Consider the following 17,341-nt stretch of genomic DNA (forward strand, 5'->3'; position numbering starts at 1 on the left):
GATGTATCACTTTTTTATCGCACCCGAACAGCTTTCGGAGGACAGCGCGGTGATTCTCGGCAGTGATGTGCGGCATATCGGCGCGGTGCTCCGGATGAAGCCTGGCGAAAAGATCATGGTCAATGCGGGCGGCGACTGGGACTATCTCTGCGAAATTGCGGAGATCGGGACGGAGGCTGTACAACTCCGCATTCTGGAGGGCAGGCAGGAGACGAGGGAACTCCCGGTATCGATTACGCTCTACCAGGGACTCCCGAAGGGCGAAAAGATGGAGTTCATTGTGCAAAAGGCGGTGGAGCTCGGCGCAGCGCGCGTGGTTCCGGTCGCAATGCACCGCTCGGTCGTGCGTCTCGATGAGAAGAAGGCGGCAGCCAAGCAGAAGCGCTGGCAGGCCATCGCGGAGGCAGCGGCCAAACAGGCGGGGCGGAGCCTCATTCCGGAAGTTACTTTGCCGCTCCGCTTTGCGGATGCGCTCGCACAGGCAGAAGAAGAGGGGACCGAACTTCGCCTTCTCCCCTATGAGCGGGCGGAGGGTATTGCAGAGACCAGAGCGCTGATCCGCTCGGCAAAGCCCGGACAGCGCATTGCCGTGATGATAGGCCCGGAAGGGGGCTTTGAGGAGACTGAGGTGGCGGCGGCCGAGGAGCGCGGCTTCACGGCCGTTACGCTCGGAAAACGCATACTCCGGACGGAGACGGCCGGCCTTGTGGTTCTCTCCCTTCTGATGGCGGAGACAGAGGAAGATTGATGGAAATATATTTTGACAATGCGGCGACGACACGCCTCGGGAATGCGGCGGCGGAGATTGCGGATTGGGTGTCGCGAAAAGACTACGGCAACCCGTCCTCTCTGCATCTCGCGGGCGTCCGCGCGGAGGCGGCGGTTCGGACGGCCGCGGAACAAATTGCAAAGACCCTGAAGGCAGAACCGGCGGAACTTATTTTTACTTCGGGCGGCACGGAGTCCGACAATCTCGCGATTCTCGGGACGGCGCGCAGCAGAAAGGGCTACGGGCGGCATCTCATCACGAGTGCGGTCGAACACCCGGCGGTGCTCGAAGCCATGCGTTTTCTCGAGGAGCAGGATTTTTCGGTGACGGTATTGCCGGTCGATGCAGCCGGAAAAATCTCGCTCGCGGATCTGGAAGCTGCCGTCCGGAAGGACACGATACTGGTCTCGCTCATGTATGTGAACAATGAGATCGGTACGATTCAGCCGGTTGCGGCGGCGGCGGAGCTCGTGCACCGTCTGAATCCGGACTGCTATTTTCACACGGACGCCGTGCAGGCCTACGGGAAATTCGAGATTTATCCGAAGCGCCTCGGCATCGACCTCCTGAGCGCGAGTAGCCATAAGATTGCGGGACCGAAGGGGGTCGGCTTTCTCTATAAGAATCGCCGCGTCTCGTTAAAACCCGTGAGTTTCGGCGGCGGCCAGCAGGGCGGCCTTCGAAGCGGCACGCTGAATGCGCCGGGCATTGCGGGGATGGGAGAGGCCGCGCGGGAGGCTTATTCGGACTTCTTTGCAAAGCGGGAGCGCCTGCTTGCAATCAAGAACCGGATTCTCGAGGCGGCACGCGAAATCCCGGGCGTCAGCGCAAACAGCGCGCCGGGCATGGACTCCGCGCCGCAGATTGTAAGCCTCTCGGTCGAGGGGGTCCGCGCCGAGGTGCTGCTGCACGCGCTCGAGGCCGAGGGGATTTTTGTGTCGAGCGGCTCCGCCTGTGCCTCGAATCACCCGGGTATTTCCGCGACGCTGCGGAGCATCGGACTTCCCAAACAGCTTTTGGACGCGACGATACGCCTGAGTTTCTCCGCGGAAAATACCGAGGCGGAGGCAGAGCGCTTTTCAGAGGTCTTCCGGCGGCTTGTGCCGGAACTCCGGAAATTCAGACGGTGAGGAACAGAGGATGGAATACAAGTCTTTTTTGATCAAATACGGCGAGATCGGTGTCAAGGGTAAAAACCGCTATAAGTTCGAGGACGCCCTGGTGCGGCAGCTCGGCCTTGCCCTGAAGCCGCTCGGCACTGCCTTTCACATCGTAAAGGAGCACGGCCGTATTTATGTCGACATGGACGGCGCCTATGACTACGAAGATACGATTGCGGCGCTACAGCGGGTCTTCGGCGTGGTTTCGATTTGCCCGGTGCTCCGTCTCACGGAGCGGGGCGAGGACGCGATTGCGGCCGAAGCGGTGCGTTTTCTGCGGGAAATTACGGCGGGCGAGGCAAAGAGTTTCAAAGTCTTTACGCGTCGCATTGACAAGAACTACCCGGGTACTTCCGAGGAAATCAGCGCATCGCTCGGCGCGGTGCTGCTGGATGCCTGCCCGAATCTGCATGTCGATGTCAGAAATCCCGAGATTCGACTGAATCTCGAAATCCGGAACGAGGGGATACTGCTCTATGCGCTCTCGATTCCGGGACCCGGCGGCATGCCGGTCGGCACGGCGGGGCACGCGATGCTTCTGCTCTCGGGCGGTATCGATTCGCCGGTCGCGGGCTATATGATCGCAAAGCGCGGCGTACAGCTCGAGGCGACGTACTTTCACGCGCCGCCCTATACCTCGGAGCGTGCCAAGCAGAAGGTCGTGGACCTCGCGCGCATTCTGGCGCGCTATGCGGGGCCAGTGCGCCTGCACATCGTGAACTTTACAGACATTCAGCTCTATATCTACGAGAAGTGCCCGCGCGAGGAACTAACGATTATCATGCGCCGCTATATGATGCGCATTGCGGAGACCATCGCGAAGAAGAACAAGGGCATGGCGCTCGTCACCGGTGAAAGCATAGGCCAGGTTGCGAGCCAGACGGTGCCGTCGCTGCTCTCGACCAATGAGGTCTGCACGCTGCCGGTGTTCCGTCCGCTGATCGGCTTTGACAAGCAGGAGATCATTGAGCGCGCGGAAAAGATGGGAAGTTACGAGACTTCGATTCTGCCGTTTGAAGACTGTTGTACGATTTTTGTCGCGAAACATCCGGTCACGAATCCCGAGTTATCGCGCATCAAGAAGTCGGAGGAGAAACTCGCAGAGCGGATCGAAGAACTGGTGGAAACAGCGCTCCGCACAGAGGAAACGGTTCTCTGCGAGGCGTAAATCGGGCATGAAAAAAGCCGCACAAGTTGTGCGGCTTTCTCTTTCTCAGGCAGAACTCACTCGACAATATAAGGCTTCAGCGCCTCTACGATATTGTCCATCGACTCGTTGCCGTGGATATTCAGGCTAATCGGCTTCGAGAGATCCAGGCTGAAAATGCCCATGATCGACTTAGCGTCGATCACATAGCGGCCGGACACCAGATCAAAGTCGGCATCAAAGCGTGCAATGGTATTGACGAAGGACTTCACTTTCTCGATGGAGTCTAGGGAAATCTTGACGGTTTTCATGGCAGAGCCTCCTTTTAGAGATGTAATAGCGTAGTGCTTTCATCTTATGGGGAAGACCGTGTAAAGTCAAGATGAGGAAGGAGAATAAGATGAGAACAGCGGCATTTCACACGCTGGGATGTAAGGTAAACGCCTATGAGACCGAGGCAATGGAGCAGGCTCTCCTGCAGGCGGGTTATGAACTCCGCTCGTTTGAGGAGGCGGCGGATGTCTATATCATCAACACCTGCTCGGTCACGAATATCGCCGACCGGAAATCGCGGCAAATGTTACACCGCGCGAAGACGCTCAATCCCGGGGCGGTCGTCGTTGCGGCGGGCTGTTACGCGCAGGCGGCGGCAGAGAGCCTGAAAGAAGACGGCAGCGTGGATCTGGTGCTCGGCAATCAGGAGAAAAAGAATCTGGTCCGCATTCTGGAAGCCTATTTCGCCGACAAGCTCGAGGCGCCCTTTGCGGTCGGGGATATGCGCGAGGCAACACAGTATGAGGACCTCGCAGCAAACCGGAGCGAGGGGCACACGCGCGCTTTTTTAAAGGTGCAGGACGGCTGCAACCAGTACTGTTCTTACTGCATCATCCCGTTTCTCCGCGGAAACATACGCTCGCGCCGCCCGGGAGACGTGCGGAGAGAGGCAGAGCGCCTCGCGGCAAGCGGGGTGCGGGAGCTCGTGCTGACCGGCATTCATCTCTCCTCCTACGGACGCGATTTTAAAAATGCGGCGGAGCGAGAGGATTTCGGTGACGGCGCGGCAAATCTCCTCGAGCTCCTGACGCTCCTCGACGGTGTCGAGGGCATTGAGCGACTTCGCATCGGCTCGCTCGAGCCAAAAATCGCGACGCCGGCATTTGCCGCGGGACTCGCGTCTTTACGGCATTTCTGCCCGCATTTTCATCTGTCTCTCCAGAGCGGGAGCAATGCGACCTTGCGTCGTATGGGGCGCCGCTATACCGCGGAGGAATTCAGAGCGGGGGTACAGGCGCTTCGTGCGGCGTTCCCGGACGCTGCGATGACCACGGATGTGATTGTCGGTTTTCCCGGGGAAAGCGAAGAGGAGTTCTCGGAGAGCTTTTCGTTTATCGAGGAAATACGGTTTTACGAGACGCACATTTTCCCCTACTCGAAGCGGGAGGGAACCAGAGCGGCCGCAATGCCGGAGCAGGTGCCGGGCGCTGTGAAGAAGAGGCGTGCAGCCCGTTTACAGGCGTTGAATCTCGGACGGCAGCGGGAATTTCGAACATCCCGCCTCGGCACCGCACAGGAGCTGCTCTCCGAGGAAACCGTGACAATCGACGGACAGGCATATCTCATCGGCAACAGCCGTGAATATGTGAAACTGGCGGCGCCGCTTTCTGCGCTCGGCGGCGATTGCGCGGTGAACTGTCTGTACCGCGGGACGGCAGAAAAATTTCTCAATTCCGAAATACTTCTACTGACAAATGTAAGCAAAACGTAAAGCTTTTGCCCTTGTGGATTCTTTTCAAATCAGATAGAATGGACAGTAATTGAGAGGAAAGCATATCATGAATGAAAACTTGCACGACACACAGTTTTTTCAGACAGTTCAGGAGAATAAAATGGATGTAGACCAGGTGTTGGAACTGGTTTATACGGCGCTGTCTGAAAAAGGATACAATCCGGTCAACCAGATTGTGGGTTATGTGATGAGCGGAGATCCCACTTATATCACAAGCCATAAAAATGCGCGCAGTTTAATCATGAAGGTTGAGCGCGATGATATTTTGGAGCTCCTGCTGAGCTACTACATCAGACATAAGATTGATCGGCACTGACACTTCAGATTGCATCATTTGTGATAAAAGCCGCGTGAAGGACCGTTATGGGCTCGGTCGGAAAATGAATCATGCACCTCTGCACTGATACGGAGCATTCCGTATCAGCGCTTTTGGTGTGCAGGAGGAAAAATACTTGCCATTGATGGGATTGGACTATGGCGCAAAGACGGTGGGCGTTGCCGTGAGCGACGGACTCGGTCTTGCGGCACAGCCGCTGGAAACCATATGGAGGGACTCGGAGAAGAAGCTCCGGAAGACCCTGCAGCGCATCGAGGTGCTTGTCGCCGAGCGCGGCATCACCCGCATTGTGCTCGGACACCCCTCACATCTCGACGGTTCCGAGGGAGAGCGGGTCGCTTTTTGTGCTCAATTTAAGGAGAAACTGGAACAGCGGACGGGACTGCCGGTGGTCTGGCAGGACGAATGGCTCACGACGGCGGAGGCGGATGAGCGTCTTGCGGAGCGCGGCATTCCGCGGGCAGAGAGAAAACAGTATCTCGACAGACTTGCCGCCGCAATCATTTTGCAGGACTACATGGACGCGCACCCGGAGGCGCGCTGAAACGGAGAGAAAGGCAGGAGAACGATGGAAGAAGAGAAGAGAGAGCCCGAGGCATTCCGGGCGGCGTCGCTGGTGGTGAGAGATGAAAACGGCGAGGAAGTGACCTTGTATATTCTGGAGGAGACCAGATTGAACGGCTGCTCCTATATCCTTGCGGTGGACAGTGAGGAAGCGGACGAAGACGGCGCTTGCTATCTTTTAAAGGATGTGTCCGGCGCGGACGATGCCGAGGCAGTCTACGAATTTGTGGAGAACGAAGAGGAAGCCGGCTATATGCTCGAGATCTTTCAGACCATACTGGAAGATGAGGGCGCGGATATCGATCTCCTCGGTGAATAAAAATCCCGGTGTTATCCGGTGTGATTTGTAAGTGAGAAGAGACAAGCATAGATTAAAAAACAGAAAGAGAGAGGTAAGAATTTGAGTGAACAGGAAAAGAATCCCATGCATTTTTTTAAGCGCCTGTCCGAAAAGAGCCGCGCGCTTAGACAGGAGGCGGCAGAGGCGGGCTTAGGCGTCTTTGACAGCGCGGCGGCGGAAAAGCCGAAGCGCCCGCGTCGCCGCCGCAGCGAGAAGCCGCAGAGCGATGAGAGCGCGGCGGAGGCTGTGAGCGCCGAGAAGCCGCGCGCGTTAAAGAAGCCGCGGAGAAAACCGCAGGGCGAGAGAGCGGGGAGCGAGAGAAGCGCAGCCTCCGGTAAGGCAGCGGAAAAGGCAGAGCAGAAAGAAAAGCGCGCCCCGCGCCGCAATCCCCGGAAGAAAGCGCCGACCGGACAGCTCGCGGAGCTCTTAAAGCGCGCCAAGCTCCCGAAGGCGCACAACATTCACCTCGACCCGAAGGCAAAGGTCAAGATCATTCCGCTCGGCGGTCTCGAGCAGATCGGCATGAACATCACGGCCTTTGAGTGTAACGACACGATTATCGTCGTGGACTGCGGCATCGCCTTTCCGAGCGAGGATATGCTCGGCATTGACTGTGTGATTCCGGACATCAGCTATCTGAAGGAGAACCGGAGCAAGGTCAAGGGCTTTGTGATTACGCACGGTCACGAGGACCACATCGGCGCCCTGCCCTATATCTTAAAAGAGCTGAATGTGCCGGTCTATTCGACCAAGCTGACAATCGCGCTGATTCGCCATAAGCTCGAGGAGCACAGGCTTCTGGACTCGGCAAAACTCTTTGTCGTGAAGCACGGCGATACCGTTCCGTTCGGCGATTTCAATGTCGAGTTCATCAAGACGAACCACTCGATTTCGGACAGCTCGGCACTCGCGATTTTCAGCCCGGCGGGGGTCATCTTCCACACCGGCGACTTTAAAATCGATTACACGCCGGTCTTCGGCGAGGCGGCGGATTTGCAGCGCATGGCGGAACTCGGCAAACGCGGCATGCTCGCGATGCTCTGCGACTCGACCAACGCAATCCGCCCGGGCTTTACGATGTCCGAGAAGACAGTCGGCCGCACCTTTGATCTCATCTTTGCGGAGCACCAAAAGAACCGCATCATCGTTGCGACCTTCGCGTCGAATGTGGACCGCGTGCAGCAGGTCATTAACTCCGCCTACAAGTACGGCAGAAAAGTCGTGGTCGAGGGCAGGTCGATGGTCAATGTCATCGGCATTGCGAACGAGCTCGGCTATATCAAGATTCCGGAGGGCACGCTGATTGAAATCGACCAGCTGAAGAACTACCCGCCGGAGAAGACGGTTCTCATCACGACGGGTTCCCAGGGCGAGAGCATGGCAGCGCTCTCCCGCATGGCGAGCGGCATGCACCGCAAGGTCGCAATCAGCCCGAACGATGTGGTCATCATGAGCTCCCACCCGATTCCGGGCAACGAGAAGGCGGTCGACAAGGTCATCAACGAGCTCTCGATCAAGGGTGCGGATGTCATTTTTCAGGACACGCATGTCTCCGGCCACGCCTGCGCGGAGGAGATCAAGCTCATGTACTCCCTGCTCCGCCCGAAGTTTGCGCTGCCGGTGCACGGTGAGTACCGGCACAGAAAGGCGCAGGTCGAGATTGCGGAGGCAGTCGGTGTGCCGAAGGAAAATATTCTCTTCATGTCGACCGGCGATGTCGTGACACTGACCGGTGACAGCTGCAAGATTACGGGCCATGTGCAGGCGGGCGGCATCCTCGTGGACGGTCTCGGCGTCGGCGATGTCGGAAACGTCGTGCTGCGCGATAGACAGAATCTCGCCCAGAATGGTATTATGATAGTGACCATAGGTCTGCAGCGCGGCTCGAATCAGCTGCTCGCGGGACCGGAAATTGTGTCACGGGGCTTTGTCTATGTCAAGGACTCCGAGGATTTGATGGCAGAGGCGAGAGAGCGGGCTGTGACAGCCGTGACCGACAGCCTCGACGCAGGCGTCAACGACTGGAGCAAATTAAAGAATGTCGTGCGGGATGAGCTCAGCGATTTCTTCTGGAAGAAGATGAAGCGCACCCCGGTGATCCTGCCGATTATCCTCGGCGTCAACTGAACTTGCGAAAGAGGAGAGCGGGACGTTGAAAGTGCGGCAGAATACAGAAAAACTGAATCATCTGTCTTCTGAGGCATTGGGCATGGCAGTGCGGTTATTAATTACCGCCTGCCTGCTTTTTGTGCTTTTCAGGGGTGTTTTTGCGGCATATCGCTTCGGGCACGATGTCTTCTACCAGCAGAGCGTCGAGGCCGCGCCGGGGCGTGACATTGAAGTGCGGATTCCGGAGGGGCAGAGTACCGAGGAGACGGCGAAGCAGTTAAAGGAGCTCGGTCTCATCCGGGACACCTGGGCTTTCCGGGTGCAGTCTCTGTTTCTCGGAAGAAAGGTGCGCGCGGGCGAGTACCGTCTGAACACCTCCGAGACCATTGATGAGATGCTGGAACTTTTATCGACCGCGCCCGAGAAGCGGAGGAGCGGAAAATGATGATAGCAGAGCGCGTCCGGGCTTATCTGGACTATCTGGACCCCGGCAACCGGCGCTATCTGGAAGAACTCCGGCGGGCGGCGGAGGCGGCGGATGTACCCGTCATACGGCGGGACAGCGAGGGTTTTCTCCGCGCGCTGCTCGCAGGGCTTAGGCCGCTTCGGGTGCTGGAACTGGGAACGGCGGTGGGCTATTCTGCACTGGTCATGGCAGAAGAGCTGCCGCCGTCCGCGCATATCACGACGGTGGAGAACTATGCACCGCGCATTGCCTGCGCGAAGGAAAACATAGCGCGCTACGGGGCGGGGCGCATCACGCTGATCGAAGGCGATGCGTTTCAGGTGCTGCGAGAACAGCCGGACGCGTCCTATGACTTCCTGTTTCTGGACGCCGCGAAGGGGCAGTATGTGAAGTGGCTCCCCGAGCTCCTTCGGGTGCTTTCCCCCGGCGGCACGCTGCTCTCCGACAATGTACTGCAGGGCGGCGACACGGCAGAGTCCCGCTTTGTGATTGACCGGCGCGACCGGACCATTCACAGCCGGATGCGCGCCTACCTGGAACAGCTCTGCCGGACGGAGGGCATCCGGACATCCGTTCTGCCGATCGGCGACGGACTTGCATTCAGTGTAAAGGAGAAGACATTTGAGCAGAGAGAAGAGGAAGCAACCGGAACTTTTGCTGCCGGCCGGCAGTCTGGAAGTTCTGAAGACAGCCTTTGACTATGGGGCGGATGCGGTCTATATCGGCGGCGAGGCCTTCGGGCTCCGCGCGAACGCAAAGAATTTCAGCCCGGAAGAGATGGCGGAGGGGCTCCGCTTTGCGCACGAGAGAGGAAAGCGAGTGTATGTGACCGCAAATATCCTCGCGCACAACAACGACTTAAACGAGGCAGAGCGGTATTTTCAAGAGCTTTCGGAACTCAGACCGGATGCGATCATCGTCTCGGACCCGGCGCTCTTTATGCTCGCAAAGCGCCTCTGTCCCGGCATTGAGTTGCATGTGAGTACCCAGGCGAACAACACAAACTACGGGACTTTCCTCTTCTGGCGGGACCTCGGCGCGAGTCGCGTTGTGACGGCCAGAGAGCTCTCGCTCGCGGAGATACGCGAAATCCGGGAAAAAATCCCGGCGGAGATGGAGATTGAGACCTTTGTGCACGGCGCCATGTGTATTTCCTATTCGGGGCGCTGCCTGCTTTCGAGCTTCATGGCGGGGCGGGACGCAAACCACGGCGAGTGCACGCATCCCTGCCGCTGGCAGTACAGCGTGACCGAGGAGAAACGCCCGGGCGAGTCCATGCCGGTCTTTGAGAACGAGAGAGGGACCTTCCTCTTTAACTCGAAGGACCTCTGCATGATAGACCACATTCCGGAACTCATCGAGAGCGGAATTGACAGCTTTAAAATTGAGGGCAGGATGAAGACCGCGCTCTATGCGGCCGTCACGGCGCGCGCGTATCGCCGTGCCATCGACGACTACCTCGAGAGCCCGGAAAAATATGCGGCGAATCTCGAATCGTATCGGGAGGAAATCGGAAAGTGCACGTATCGGGAGTACACGACGGGCTTTTTCTTCGGAAAACCGAACGAAGAGGCGCAGATCTACGACAGCAACACTTATGTGCGGAACTACACCTATCTCGGAAAAATTGCAGCGGTCGATGCCGAGGGCTACGCACACTTTGAACAGAAAAATAAATTTTCGGTCGGAGACCGGATTGAGCGCATGTGCTTTGACGGCAGCAACGAGCTGCTGACCGTGCTGGAAATCCGGAATCACGAGGGGCTCTCGGTCGAGAGCGCGCCGCATCCCAAAGAGGCGCTCGCAGTCCGCTTCTCGGCGGTACCGGCCGTCGGCGAATTGCTCCGCACGGAGACCGCGAAATGACCGCCTTTTTTCTGAGTGCCGCGGGCTTCTCGGCGGTTTACTTCGTGGTTCTCCTGATCTACGCAAAACAGCTTCTGTCCGGCAGCTGGATCTGGCTCTTCTTTGCGGGCGTGTGCCTTGTGAATGCGCTGCTTCGCTACCTGCACGCGAAAAGCCCGGAGAGAGTCTCGCTGTTTATTCTGACTTTTGTGCATACCCTCAGCCTTCTCGGCATGGTTGTGCTCATGGCGGCCGGCATCGTGATTGCGTCCGGCATGCATCCCAAGGAAAAGGGAAGTCCCGAGTATGCGATTGTGCTCGGTGCGGGACTGAAACCGGACGGGACGCTCTCCAAAACGCTCCGACAGCGCCTCGACGCAGCGCTCCGCTTTGCCGAAGAATCGCCGGACACCAGTTTCGTGCTGAGCGGCGGTCACGATCGGCGGGGGCAGCGGAGCGAGGCCGAGGCAATGGCTGCCTACCTGGAACAGCATGGCATTCCGCGCTACCGACTGCTCCTTGAGATGCAGTCGAAGAACACCTACGAGAACATTGTATACAGCCATGCGCTGCTCTATCGCCTCCGCAACGAGAGCAATCCCTGCTTTTTCGACCTGCGCGGCGAGAGCTTTTTGCTGGTCTCACCGGAGCCGGTATCGCTTGGCATCGTCAGCTCGGAGTTTCATCTCTACCGGGCTTCCGCAATCTTAAAAAAGCAGTTCGGCATACAGGCGCTCGGCATTTCCGCGCCGAGCGACCCTGTGCTTTTCTTGCACTATCTCGCGCGAGAGAGCATCGCGCTCTTAAAGGATAAGTTTCTGGGACGCCTGTAAACGACATACATATAGAGAGGAGCTTATATGACAGCAAAACGGAACCGGGAAGAACAGCTGGAAGCCTTGAAGCGGCTGGATGCCTATGAGATCCGGCAAATCACCGACATGAAAGAACTGCACGCGGACGGCGTGGTGCTCTCGCACAAGAAGACCGGCGCGCGCGTGTTTCTCCTGCTCGCGGATGATCCGAACAAGGTCTTTACAATCGGCTTCCGGACGCCGTCGCAGGATTCGACCGGCGTCGCCCACATTATCGAGCACACCGTGCTCTGCGGCTCGGAGAAGTATCCGGTCAAAGAGCCGTTCATGGAGCTTGTGAAGGGCTCACTCAACACCTTCCTGAATGCGATGACCTACCCGGACCGCACGGTCTACCCGGTTGCGAGCTGCAACCCGAAGGACTTTGAGAACCTGATGGATGTCTATCTCGACGCGGTCTTCCACCCGCTGTTCTACAAAGAGGAGAAGATTTTCCGGCAGGAGGGCTGGAGATACGAACTGGAGAGCGAAGACGGAAAACTCAGCCGGAACGGCGTCGTCTACAATGAGATGAAAGGCGTGTATTCGGACCCGGATGAGGTGATGGCGCGCGCGGTCAATGAAGCGCTGTTCCCGGGACACCCCTATGCCGAGGAATCCGGCGGCGATCCCGATTTCATTCCGGATCTGACCTACGAGGCGTATCTCGATTTTCACCGCCGTTATTACCACCCGAGCAATGCCTTTATCTACCTCTACGGTGACCTCGACATGGCGGAGCGTCTCCGTTTTCTCGATGAAAACTATCTCTCGAAGTACGAGCGTCTCGCAATCGACTCGGCCGTTCCGGTGCCGAAGCCGCTCGCCGCGCCGGTCTCGGTATCGCGTCCGTATTCGATCGGCGATGCCGAGAGCGAAGAGAATGCGGCCTATGTCTCGCTGAACATCCGTGTCGGCGGACAGCTCGAGCCGGTGCCTTACAATGCGTTTCAGGCGCTCGACTATGTGCTCTTAAAGGCGTCCGGTGCCATCCTGCACGACAGGCTGATTGAGGAGGGCTTCGGGGATGATGTCTACGGCGGCTATGCAAACGGCATCCGCGAACCCTATTTCCAGATTACGGCGAAGCACTTAAGACGCGAGCAGAAGGACGCTTTCGTGTGCCGCGTCCGGGAACTGCTCACAGAGCTTGCGGAAGACGGACTTGACCACGAGATGCTGCTCGCGGCAATCAATATGGCCGAGTTCCGCGCGCGCGAGGCGAATTTCGGTTCCTATCCGAAGGGCCTGATGTACGGCCTGCAGAGCTTTGAAAGCTGGATTTACGACGGCGATCCCTGCCTGCACTTAAAGTTTGCGGGTCTCTTTGACGCACTCCGCGGCAAAGTGGGAGATAACTACTTTGAGCAGCTGATCCGGGAGCAGCTCCTCAACAACGAGGATTACGCGGTCGCAGAGCTCTATCCGGTGCGCGGTCTCACGGCAAAGCGCGAGGCCGAGGATGCCGAAAAGCTCGCGGCCGTCAAGGCGGCCATGACAGCGGAAGAGAGAGAGGCGCTGGTTCGCTTCGGCAAAGAGATGAAGGTTTACCAGGATGCGCCGGACAGCGAGGCGGCACTCCGGACGATTCCGATGCTGTCCCGCGAAGATCTCGCTGCGGAAAACACACCGCTTTGCTACGAGATGGGTACGCTCGGCGAGATGCCCTTCCACTACGCGGCGCGGAACACGACAGGCATCGACTATCTCCGCCTCGACTTTGACGTGAGCGATTTACCGGTCGAAGATCTCTCGGCGCTCGCGTTAATCAAGGATCTGCTCGGCTATCTGAGCACGGAGGCCCACAGCTACACCGAACTCTCGACGCTTGTCAATCTTCACACCGGCGGCATTCAATTCGGCATTGACAACTACCCGGACCTTGCGGATTTTCAGGGCGACCGGAGAATTTTCTCGGCTTCGGTCAAGTTCCTGACGGAAAAGGCGGAACAGGCGCTGAATCTTGTCAACGAGCAGCTCCTGCAGACACTCTTTACGGACGAGGCGAGAATCCGCAATCTGATCGGCGAAATTCGCGCGGGCTTAAAGGACACGCTCCTCTCCGCGGGCGATGTCGCCGCGGCAAACCGCGCGGCCTCCTATTTCAGCGAAAACGGTCTCTTCCGGGATGTGACACGGGGCATCGCCTACTACCGCTTCTTAGAGCGCCTCTCGGCAGAGTCCGCGCGCCGCGCTTTCTGTGAGCGCGCGCAAAAACTCCTTCGAGAGACTGTCGTGCGCGGTCGCCTGCTTGTGCATCTGACCGCGGAGGAGGCGGGCAAGGAGGCGCTGTTGCCGCTGCTTAGAACGCTCGGAGAGCGCTATCCGGCGGGCGGCAAGGGCGAAAGCCGCTTCCGTCTCGTGGAAGATATCCGGCGCGAGGGCTTTCGCTCGGCTTCCCGCGTAAACTATGTGGCGCGGGTCGGCAATTTCCGCACGGGCGGCTTCCGTTACACGGGTGCGCTCCGCATTGCCCAGACCATGCTGAGCTACGGTTATCTCTGGAATGAGATCCGCTCGAAGGGCGGGGCCTACGGCTGCGCGGTCCGCTTCGGACGCGGCGGCAGCGTGGTCTTCAGCTCCTACCGAGATCCGAAGCTCGAGGAGACCGACAAGGTCTACGAGGGCACACCTGCCTATCTCGAGCGGTACGAGGCGGACGAGAGAGAGATGACCAAGGCCATCATCGGCGCCGTCGGCGAGATGGATACGCCGCGCACGCCGCAGCTCAGCGGCCTTCTGGCGCTCTCTGCATATTACTCGAAGGTGACGGATGAAATGTTTGCCAAGGAGCGCGCGGAAGTGCTCTCGGCGACCCCGAAGGACATACGGGCGCTTGCGCCGCTGGTACGGGAGGCGCTGAAATACGAGGCAAAGTGCGTGATTGGAAACGAGGGCGCAATCGAGCGGGCGGAGGACTTCTTTACGGAGATTCCGCAGCTCTTTGCCAAGGAGAGCGAGGAGACAGGGGCATGAAAGCAGGATTTGTCGCGCTGATCGGGCGCCCGAATGTCGGGAAGTCGACCCTCATGAATCATCTGATCGGGCAGAAAATCGCGATTACCTCGGAGAAGGCGCAGACCACGCGGAATCAGATTCGCACCGTCTACACGGATGAGCGCGGACAGATTGTGTTCGAGGACACGCCGGGACTGACACGCGCGAAAAATAAGCTCGGGCGTTTCATGGTCGGCGTCGCCGAGAAGACCATCGAAGAGGCGGATGTGATTCTCTGGATTGTCGATGTGAGCGAGCACATAGGGGCTGCGGAGCGGGAACTTGCCGAGCGGCTTAAAAAGTGCCGTCAGCCGCTGATTCTCGCGGTCAACAAAATCGACAAGATCACCGACAAGGCGCGGCTCGCCGCGCAGGTCAAGGCCTATGAGGACTTTTGCCGTCCGAAGGATCTGGTCGCGGTCGCGGCCTTAAAGAGCGAGAACATAGAGCTCTTGCTCGACACCCTGTACCGCTATCTGCCGGAGGGACCGTTCTTCTACAGCGAGGACACCGTGACCGAGGCGCCGATGCGGGAACTCGCGGGCGAGCTGATCCGGGAGCAGACCCTGCGCTTACTCCGCGACGAGGTGCCGCACGGCGTCGCCGTCACGGTCGAGCGCATGAAAGAGCGAGAGGACGGCGGCTTCGATATCGACGCCAACATCATCTGCGAGCGGGAGTCCCATAAGGGCATGGTGATCGGCAAGGGCGGCCAGATGTTAAAGCGCATCGGCATCGGTGCCAGGAAGGCCATCGAAGAGATGACGGAGAGCAAGGTGAACTTAAAGCTCTGGGTCAAGGTGCGGCGCGACTGGCGGGACAACGACACCCAGCTCCGCTCCTTCGGCTATGACATCAAGAAAGTATGAGAGAGGGCGAGGAAGTCACCGGTCTGGTTCTAAAGACCATGCCGATCGGCGAGCGGGACCGGCGCGTCACAATACTCACGCGGGAAAAGGGGAAGCTCTCCTGCTTCGCGCGGGGCGCCGCCCGCCAGGGCAGCCCGCTGATGGGCATTGCGCGCCCCCTGGTCTACGGCAAGTTTACGCTGCACCCGGGCAGGGACGCCGATATCATCACGGCGGCGGAGGGACTTCGCTTCTTCGGAACATTGGAGGCGGATGCCCTGGCGCTCTGCTATGCGAGCTACTTTCTGGAACTCGCCGACTACTTTTACCGGGAGTTTCAGCGGGAAGAAGAGGGCTTAAAGCTTCTCTACTTTGCGCTGCTCGCCCTGGAAAAGCCGGAGCTCCCGCGGGAACTCGTGCGGCGCATTCTGGAGTTAAAGCTTCTGGTACTGGACGGGAGCTATGTCGTATCGCCGCCGCTCAAAACCCATGAGAACTGCGCTTACACCTGGGACTATGTGGTGCGAACGCCGGTGGAAAAGCTTTTTACCTTTACCGTCGGTGAGACTGCGCTGCGAGAATTTGCGGCGAATGTAGACGCACTGCGTTCTCAGGTTGCGCCGCATCATTTCCGCGCGCTTTCCGTGCTGGAAGAAATGCGGCGGGTGCAGTAGAATAGAGAGCATCGGCAAGAGAGAGAGGGGAAAACGATGGATTATACAATGGAAAAAATCGTGTCACTTGCGAAGGCGAGAGGGTTTGTCTATCCCGGCTCGGAAATTTACGGCGGTCTTGCGAATACCTGGGATTACGGCAATCTCGGCGTTGAGTTAAAGAACAACGTGAAGAGAGCGTGGTGGCAGAAGTTTATTCAGGAGTCGCCCTACAATGTCGGCGTGGACTGTGCGATTCTCATGAACACGCAGACCTGGGTTGCCTCCGGTCACATCGGCAGCTTCTCGGATCCGCTCATGGACTGCAAGAGCTGTCACGAGCGTTTCCGTGCGGACAAGCTGATTGAGGACTACGCGGCGGAGCACGGCGTAGAGCTCGAGTCCGGTGTGGACGGCTGGAGCCACGAGAAGATGCAGACCTATATCAAGGAGCACGAGATTGCGTGCCCGAGCTGCGGCAAGCACGACTTCACGGACATTCGCGAGTTCAATCTCATGTTCAAGACCTTCCAGGGCGTGACCGAGGACGCGAAGAACACGGTCTACCTGCGCCCGGAGACGGCACAGGGCATCTTTGTGAACTTCAAGAATGTGCAGCGCACCTCCCGGAAGAAGATTCCGTTCGGCATCGGCCAGATCGGCAAGTCCTTCCGGAACGAAATCACACCGGGCAATTTTACCTTCCGCACCCGTGAGTTTGAGCAGATGGAGCTCGAGTTCTTCTGCAAGCCGGACACGGACCTCGAGTGGTTCGCGTACTGGAAGGAGCAGTGCATCCAGTGGCTGAAAAAGCTTGGTATGCGCGAGGATATGCTCCGCGCGCGCGACCACGAGAAAGAGGAGCTTTCCTTCTATTCTAAGGCGACAACCGATCTCGAGTTCCGCTTCCCCTTCGGCTGGGGCGAGCTCTGGGGCATTGCGGACAGAACGAACTACGACCTCTCGCGCCACCAGGAAGTTTCGGGCGAGGATTTAAGCTACTTCGACGAGGAGAGCAAGGAGAAGTACATCCCCTATGTCATTGAGCCCTCGCTCGGCGCGGACCGCGTGACGCTCGCCTTCCTCTGCAACGCCTACGATGAGGAAGAACTCCCGGGCGGCGATGTGCGCACCGTGCTCCACTTCCACCCGGCACTCGCTCCGGTGAAGATTGCGGTGCTGCCGCTCTCCAAGAAGCTCGGCGAGGGCGCGGAGAAGATCTATGCGGAGCTCTCGAAATACTGGAACTGCGACTACGACGACCGCGGTGCAATCGGCAAGCGCTATCGTCGCGAGGATGAGATCGGCACGCCTTACTGCGTGACTTACGACTTCGAGTCCGCGGAGGATCAGAGTGTCACCATCCGCGACCGCGATAGCATGGAACAGGAACGCATCAAAATTTCCGAGCTCAGAAACTATTTTCTGGACAAGTTTACGTTTTGAGGAAGCGTGTATCTGTTAAA

General features: G+C 58.3%; 17 protein-coding genes. 16 read left to right on the forward strand and 1 reads right to left on the reverse strand.

The window, feature by feature from the left end; all coding sequences use genetic code 11:
* The first annotated feature begins 1 nt into the window (after position 1).
* Genes ACO4XG_RS04045 through thiI form a run of 3 tightly spaced genes read left to right on the forward strand, consistent with a single transcriptional unit; the run spans position 2 to position 3,097 of the window.
* Positions 2-748 carry a 16S rRNA (uracil(1498)-N(3))-methyltransferase gene (locus ACO4XG_RS04045; RefSeq protein WP_308508203.1) on the forward strand — a complete coding sequence of 249 codons (747 nt, stop codon included), beginning with the start codon at positions 2-4 and terminating at the stop codon, positions 746-748.
* The gene (locus ACO4XG_RS04050; RefSeq protein ID WP_308508202.1) at positions 748-1,899 is read left to right on the forward strand and encodes a cysteine desulfurase family protein; all 1,152 of its coding nucleotides are present in this window, start codon (positions 748-750) and stop codon (positions 1,897-1,899) included. Before ACO4XG_RS04045 ends, ACO4XG_RS04050 begins: the two co-directional genes overlap by 1 nt.
* Positions 1,900-1,909: 10 nt before the next feature.
* Positions 1,910-3,097: a tRNA uracil 4-sulfurtransferase ThiI gene (gene thiI / locus ACO4XG_RS04055; protein ID WP_308508201.1), complete on the forward strand. Its 1,188-nt coding sequence runs from the start codon at positions 1,910-1,912 to the stop codon at positions 3,095-3,097.
* A 56-nt stretch (positions 3,098-3,153) separates the two neighbouring features.
* Here thiI and ACO4XG_RS04060 read toward each other — a convergent pair whose 3' ends face one another.
* Positions 3,154-3,387: an HPr family phosphocarrier protein gene (locus ACO4XG_RS04060; protein WP_308508200.1), complete on the reverse strand. Its 234-nt coding sequence runs from the start codon at positions 3,385-3,387 to the stop codon at positions 3,154-3,156.
* A gap of 89 nt (positions 3,388-3,476) precedes the next feature.
* On the opposite strand from ACO4XG_RS04060, the gene mtaB reads away from it, so the two are divergent.
* The 13 genes from mtaB (at position 3,477) to ACO4XG_RS04125 (ending at position 17,321) form a co-directional block, all read left to right on the forward strand.
* Entirely contained in the window at positions 3,477-4,841 is a 1,365-nt protein-coding gene (mtaB, locus tag ACO4XG_RS04065) for a tRNA (N(6)-L-threonylcarbamoyladenosine(37)-C(2))-methylthiotransferase MtaB (RefSeq protein WP_308508199.1), read from the forward strand.
* Positions 4,842-4,908: 67 nt separating this feature from the next.
* Positions 4,909-5,178, forward strand: coding sequence for an IreB family regulatory phosphoprotein (locus ACO4XG_RS04070; protein ID WP_308508198.1), 270 nt, complete (start codon positions 4,909-4,911; stop codon positions 5,176-5,178).
* 136 nt (positions 5,179-5,314) lie between these two features.
* Positions 5,315-5,743 carry a Holliday junction resolvase RuvX gene (gene ruvX / locus ACO4XG_RS04075; protein WP_308508197.1) on the forward strand — a complete coding sequence of 143 codons (429 nt, stop codon included), beginning with the start codon at positions 5,315-5,317 and terminating at the stop codon, positions 5,741-5,743.
* Positions 5,744-5,767: 24 nt separating this feature from the next.
* Positions 5,768-6,082, forward strand: coding sequence for a DUF1292 domain-containing protein (locus ACO4XG_RS04080; protein WP_308508196.1), 315 nt, complete (start codon positions 5,768-5,770; stop codon positions 6,080-6,082).
* A gap of 81 nt (positions 6,083-6,163) precedes the next feature.
* Complete coding sequence (locus tag ACO4XG_RS04085) at positions 6,164-8,230, forward strand: RNase J family beta-CASP ribonuclease (RefSeq protein ID WP_308508195.1); 2,067 nt, start codon at positions 6,164-6,166, stop codon at positions 8,228-8,230.
* Between the two features lie 82 nt (positions 8,231-8,312).
* Positions 8,313-8,657, forward strand: coding sequence for an endolytic transglycosylase MltG (locus tag ACO4XG_RS04090; RefSeq protein WP_308508194.1), 345 nt, complete (start codon positions 8,313-8,315; stop codon positions 8,655-8,657).
* Positions 8,654-9,376, forward strand: a complete 723-nt coding sequence (locus ACO4XG_RS04095) for an O-methyltransferase (protein WP_308508193.1) — start codon at positions 8,654-8,656, stop codon at positions 9,374-9,376. Before ACO4XG_RS04090 ends, ACO4XG_RS04095 begins: the two co-directional genes overlap by 4 nt.
* On the forward strand, positions 9,300-10,544 hold the full coding sequence (locus tag ACO4XG_RS04100) for a peptidase U32 family protein (protein WP_308508192.1): 1,245 nt from the start codon (positions 9,300-9,302) through the stop codon (positions 10,542-10,544). Before ACO4XG_RS04095 ends, ACO4XG_RS04100 begins: the two co-directional genes overlap by 77 nt.
* Positions 10,541-11,356 carry a YdcF family protein gene (locus ACO4XG_RS04105; RefSeq protein ID WP_308508191.1) on the forward strand — a complete coding sequence of 272 codons (816 nt, stop codon included), beginning with the start codon at positions 10,541-10,543 and terminating at the stop codon, positions 11,354-11,356. Before ACO4XG_RS04100 ends, ACO4XG_RS04105 begins: the two co-directional genes overlap by 4 nt.
* A 27-nt stretch (positions 11,357-11,383) precedes the next feature.
* The gene (locus tag ACO4XG_RS04110) at positions 11,384-14,353 is read left to right on the forward strand and encodes an insulinase family protein (protein ID WP_308508190.1); all 2,970 of its coding nucleotides are present in this window, start codon (positions 11,384-11,386) and stop codon (positions 14,351-14,353) included.
* A complete protein-coding gene (era, locus tag ACO4XG_RS04115; RefSeq protein ID WP_308508189.1) occupies positions 14,350-15,243 on the forward strand; it encodes a GTPase Era in 894 nt (297 codons plus the stop codon). The genes ACO4XG_RS04110 and era overlap by 4 nt, the downstream gene beginning before the upstream one ends.
* On the forward strand, positions 15,240-15,896 hold the full coding sequence (recO, locus tag ACO4XG_RS04120) for a DNA repair protein RecO (protein WP_308508188.1): 657 nt from the start codon (positions 15,240-15,242) through the stop codon (positions 15,894-15,896). Before era ends, recO begins: the two co-directional genes overlap by 4 nt.
* A 36-nt stretch (positions 15,897-15,932) precedes the next feature.
* Positions 15,933-17,321 (forward strand): glycine--tRNA ligase, encoded by a 1,389-nt coding sequence (locus ACO4XG_RS04125; protein ID WP_308508187.1) that lies wholly within the window; start codon positions 15,933-15,935, stop codon positions 17,319-17,321.
* The last annotated feature ends 20 nt before the right edge of the window (positions 17,322-17,341 follow it).

The organism is Stomatobaculum sp., assembly GCF_057248925.1.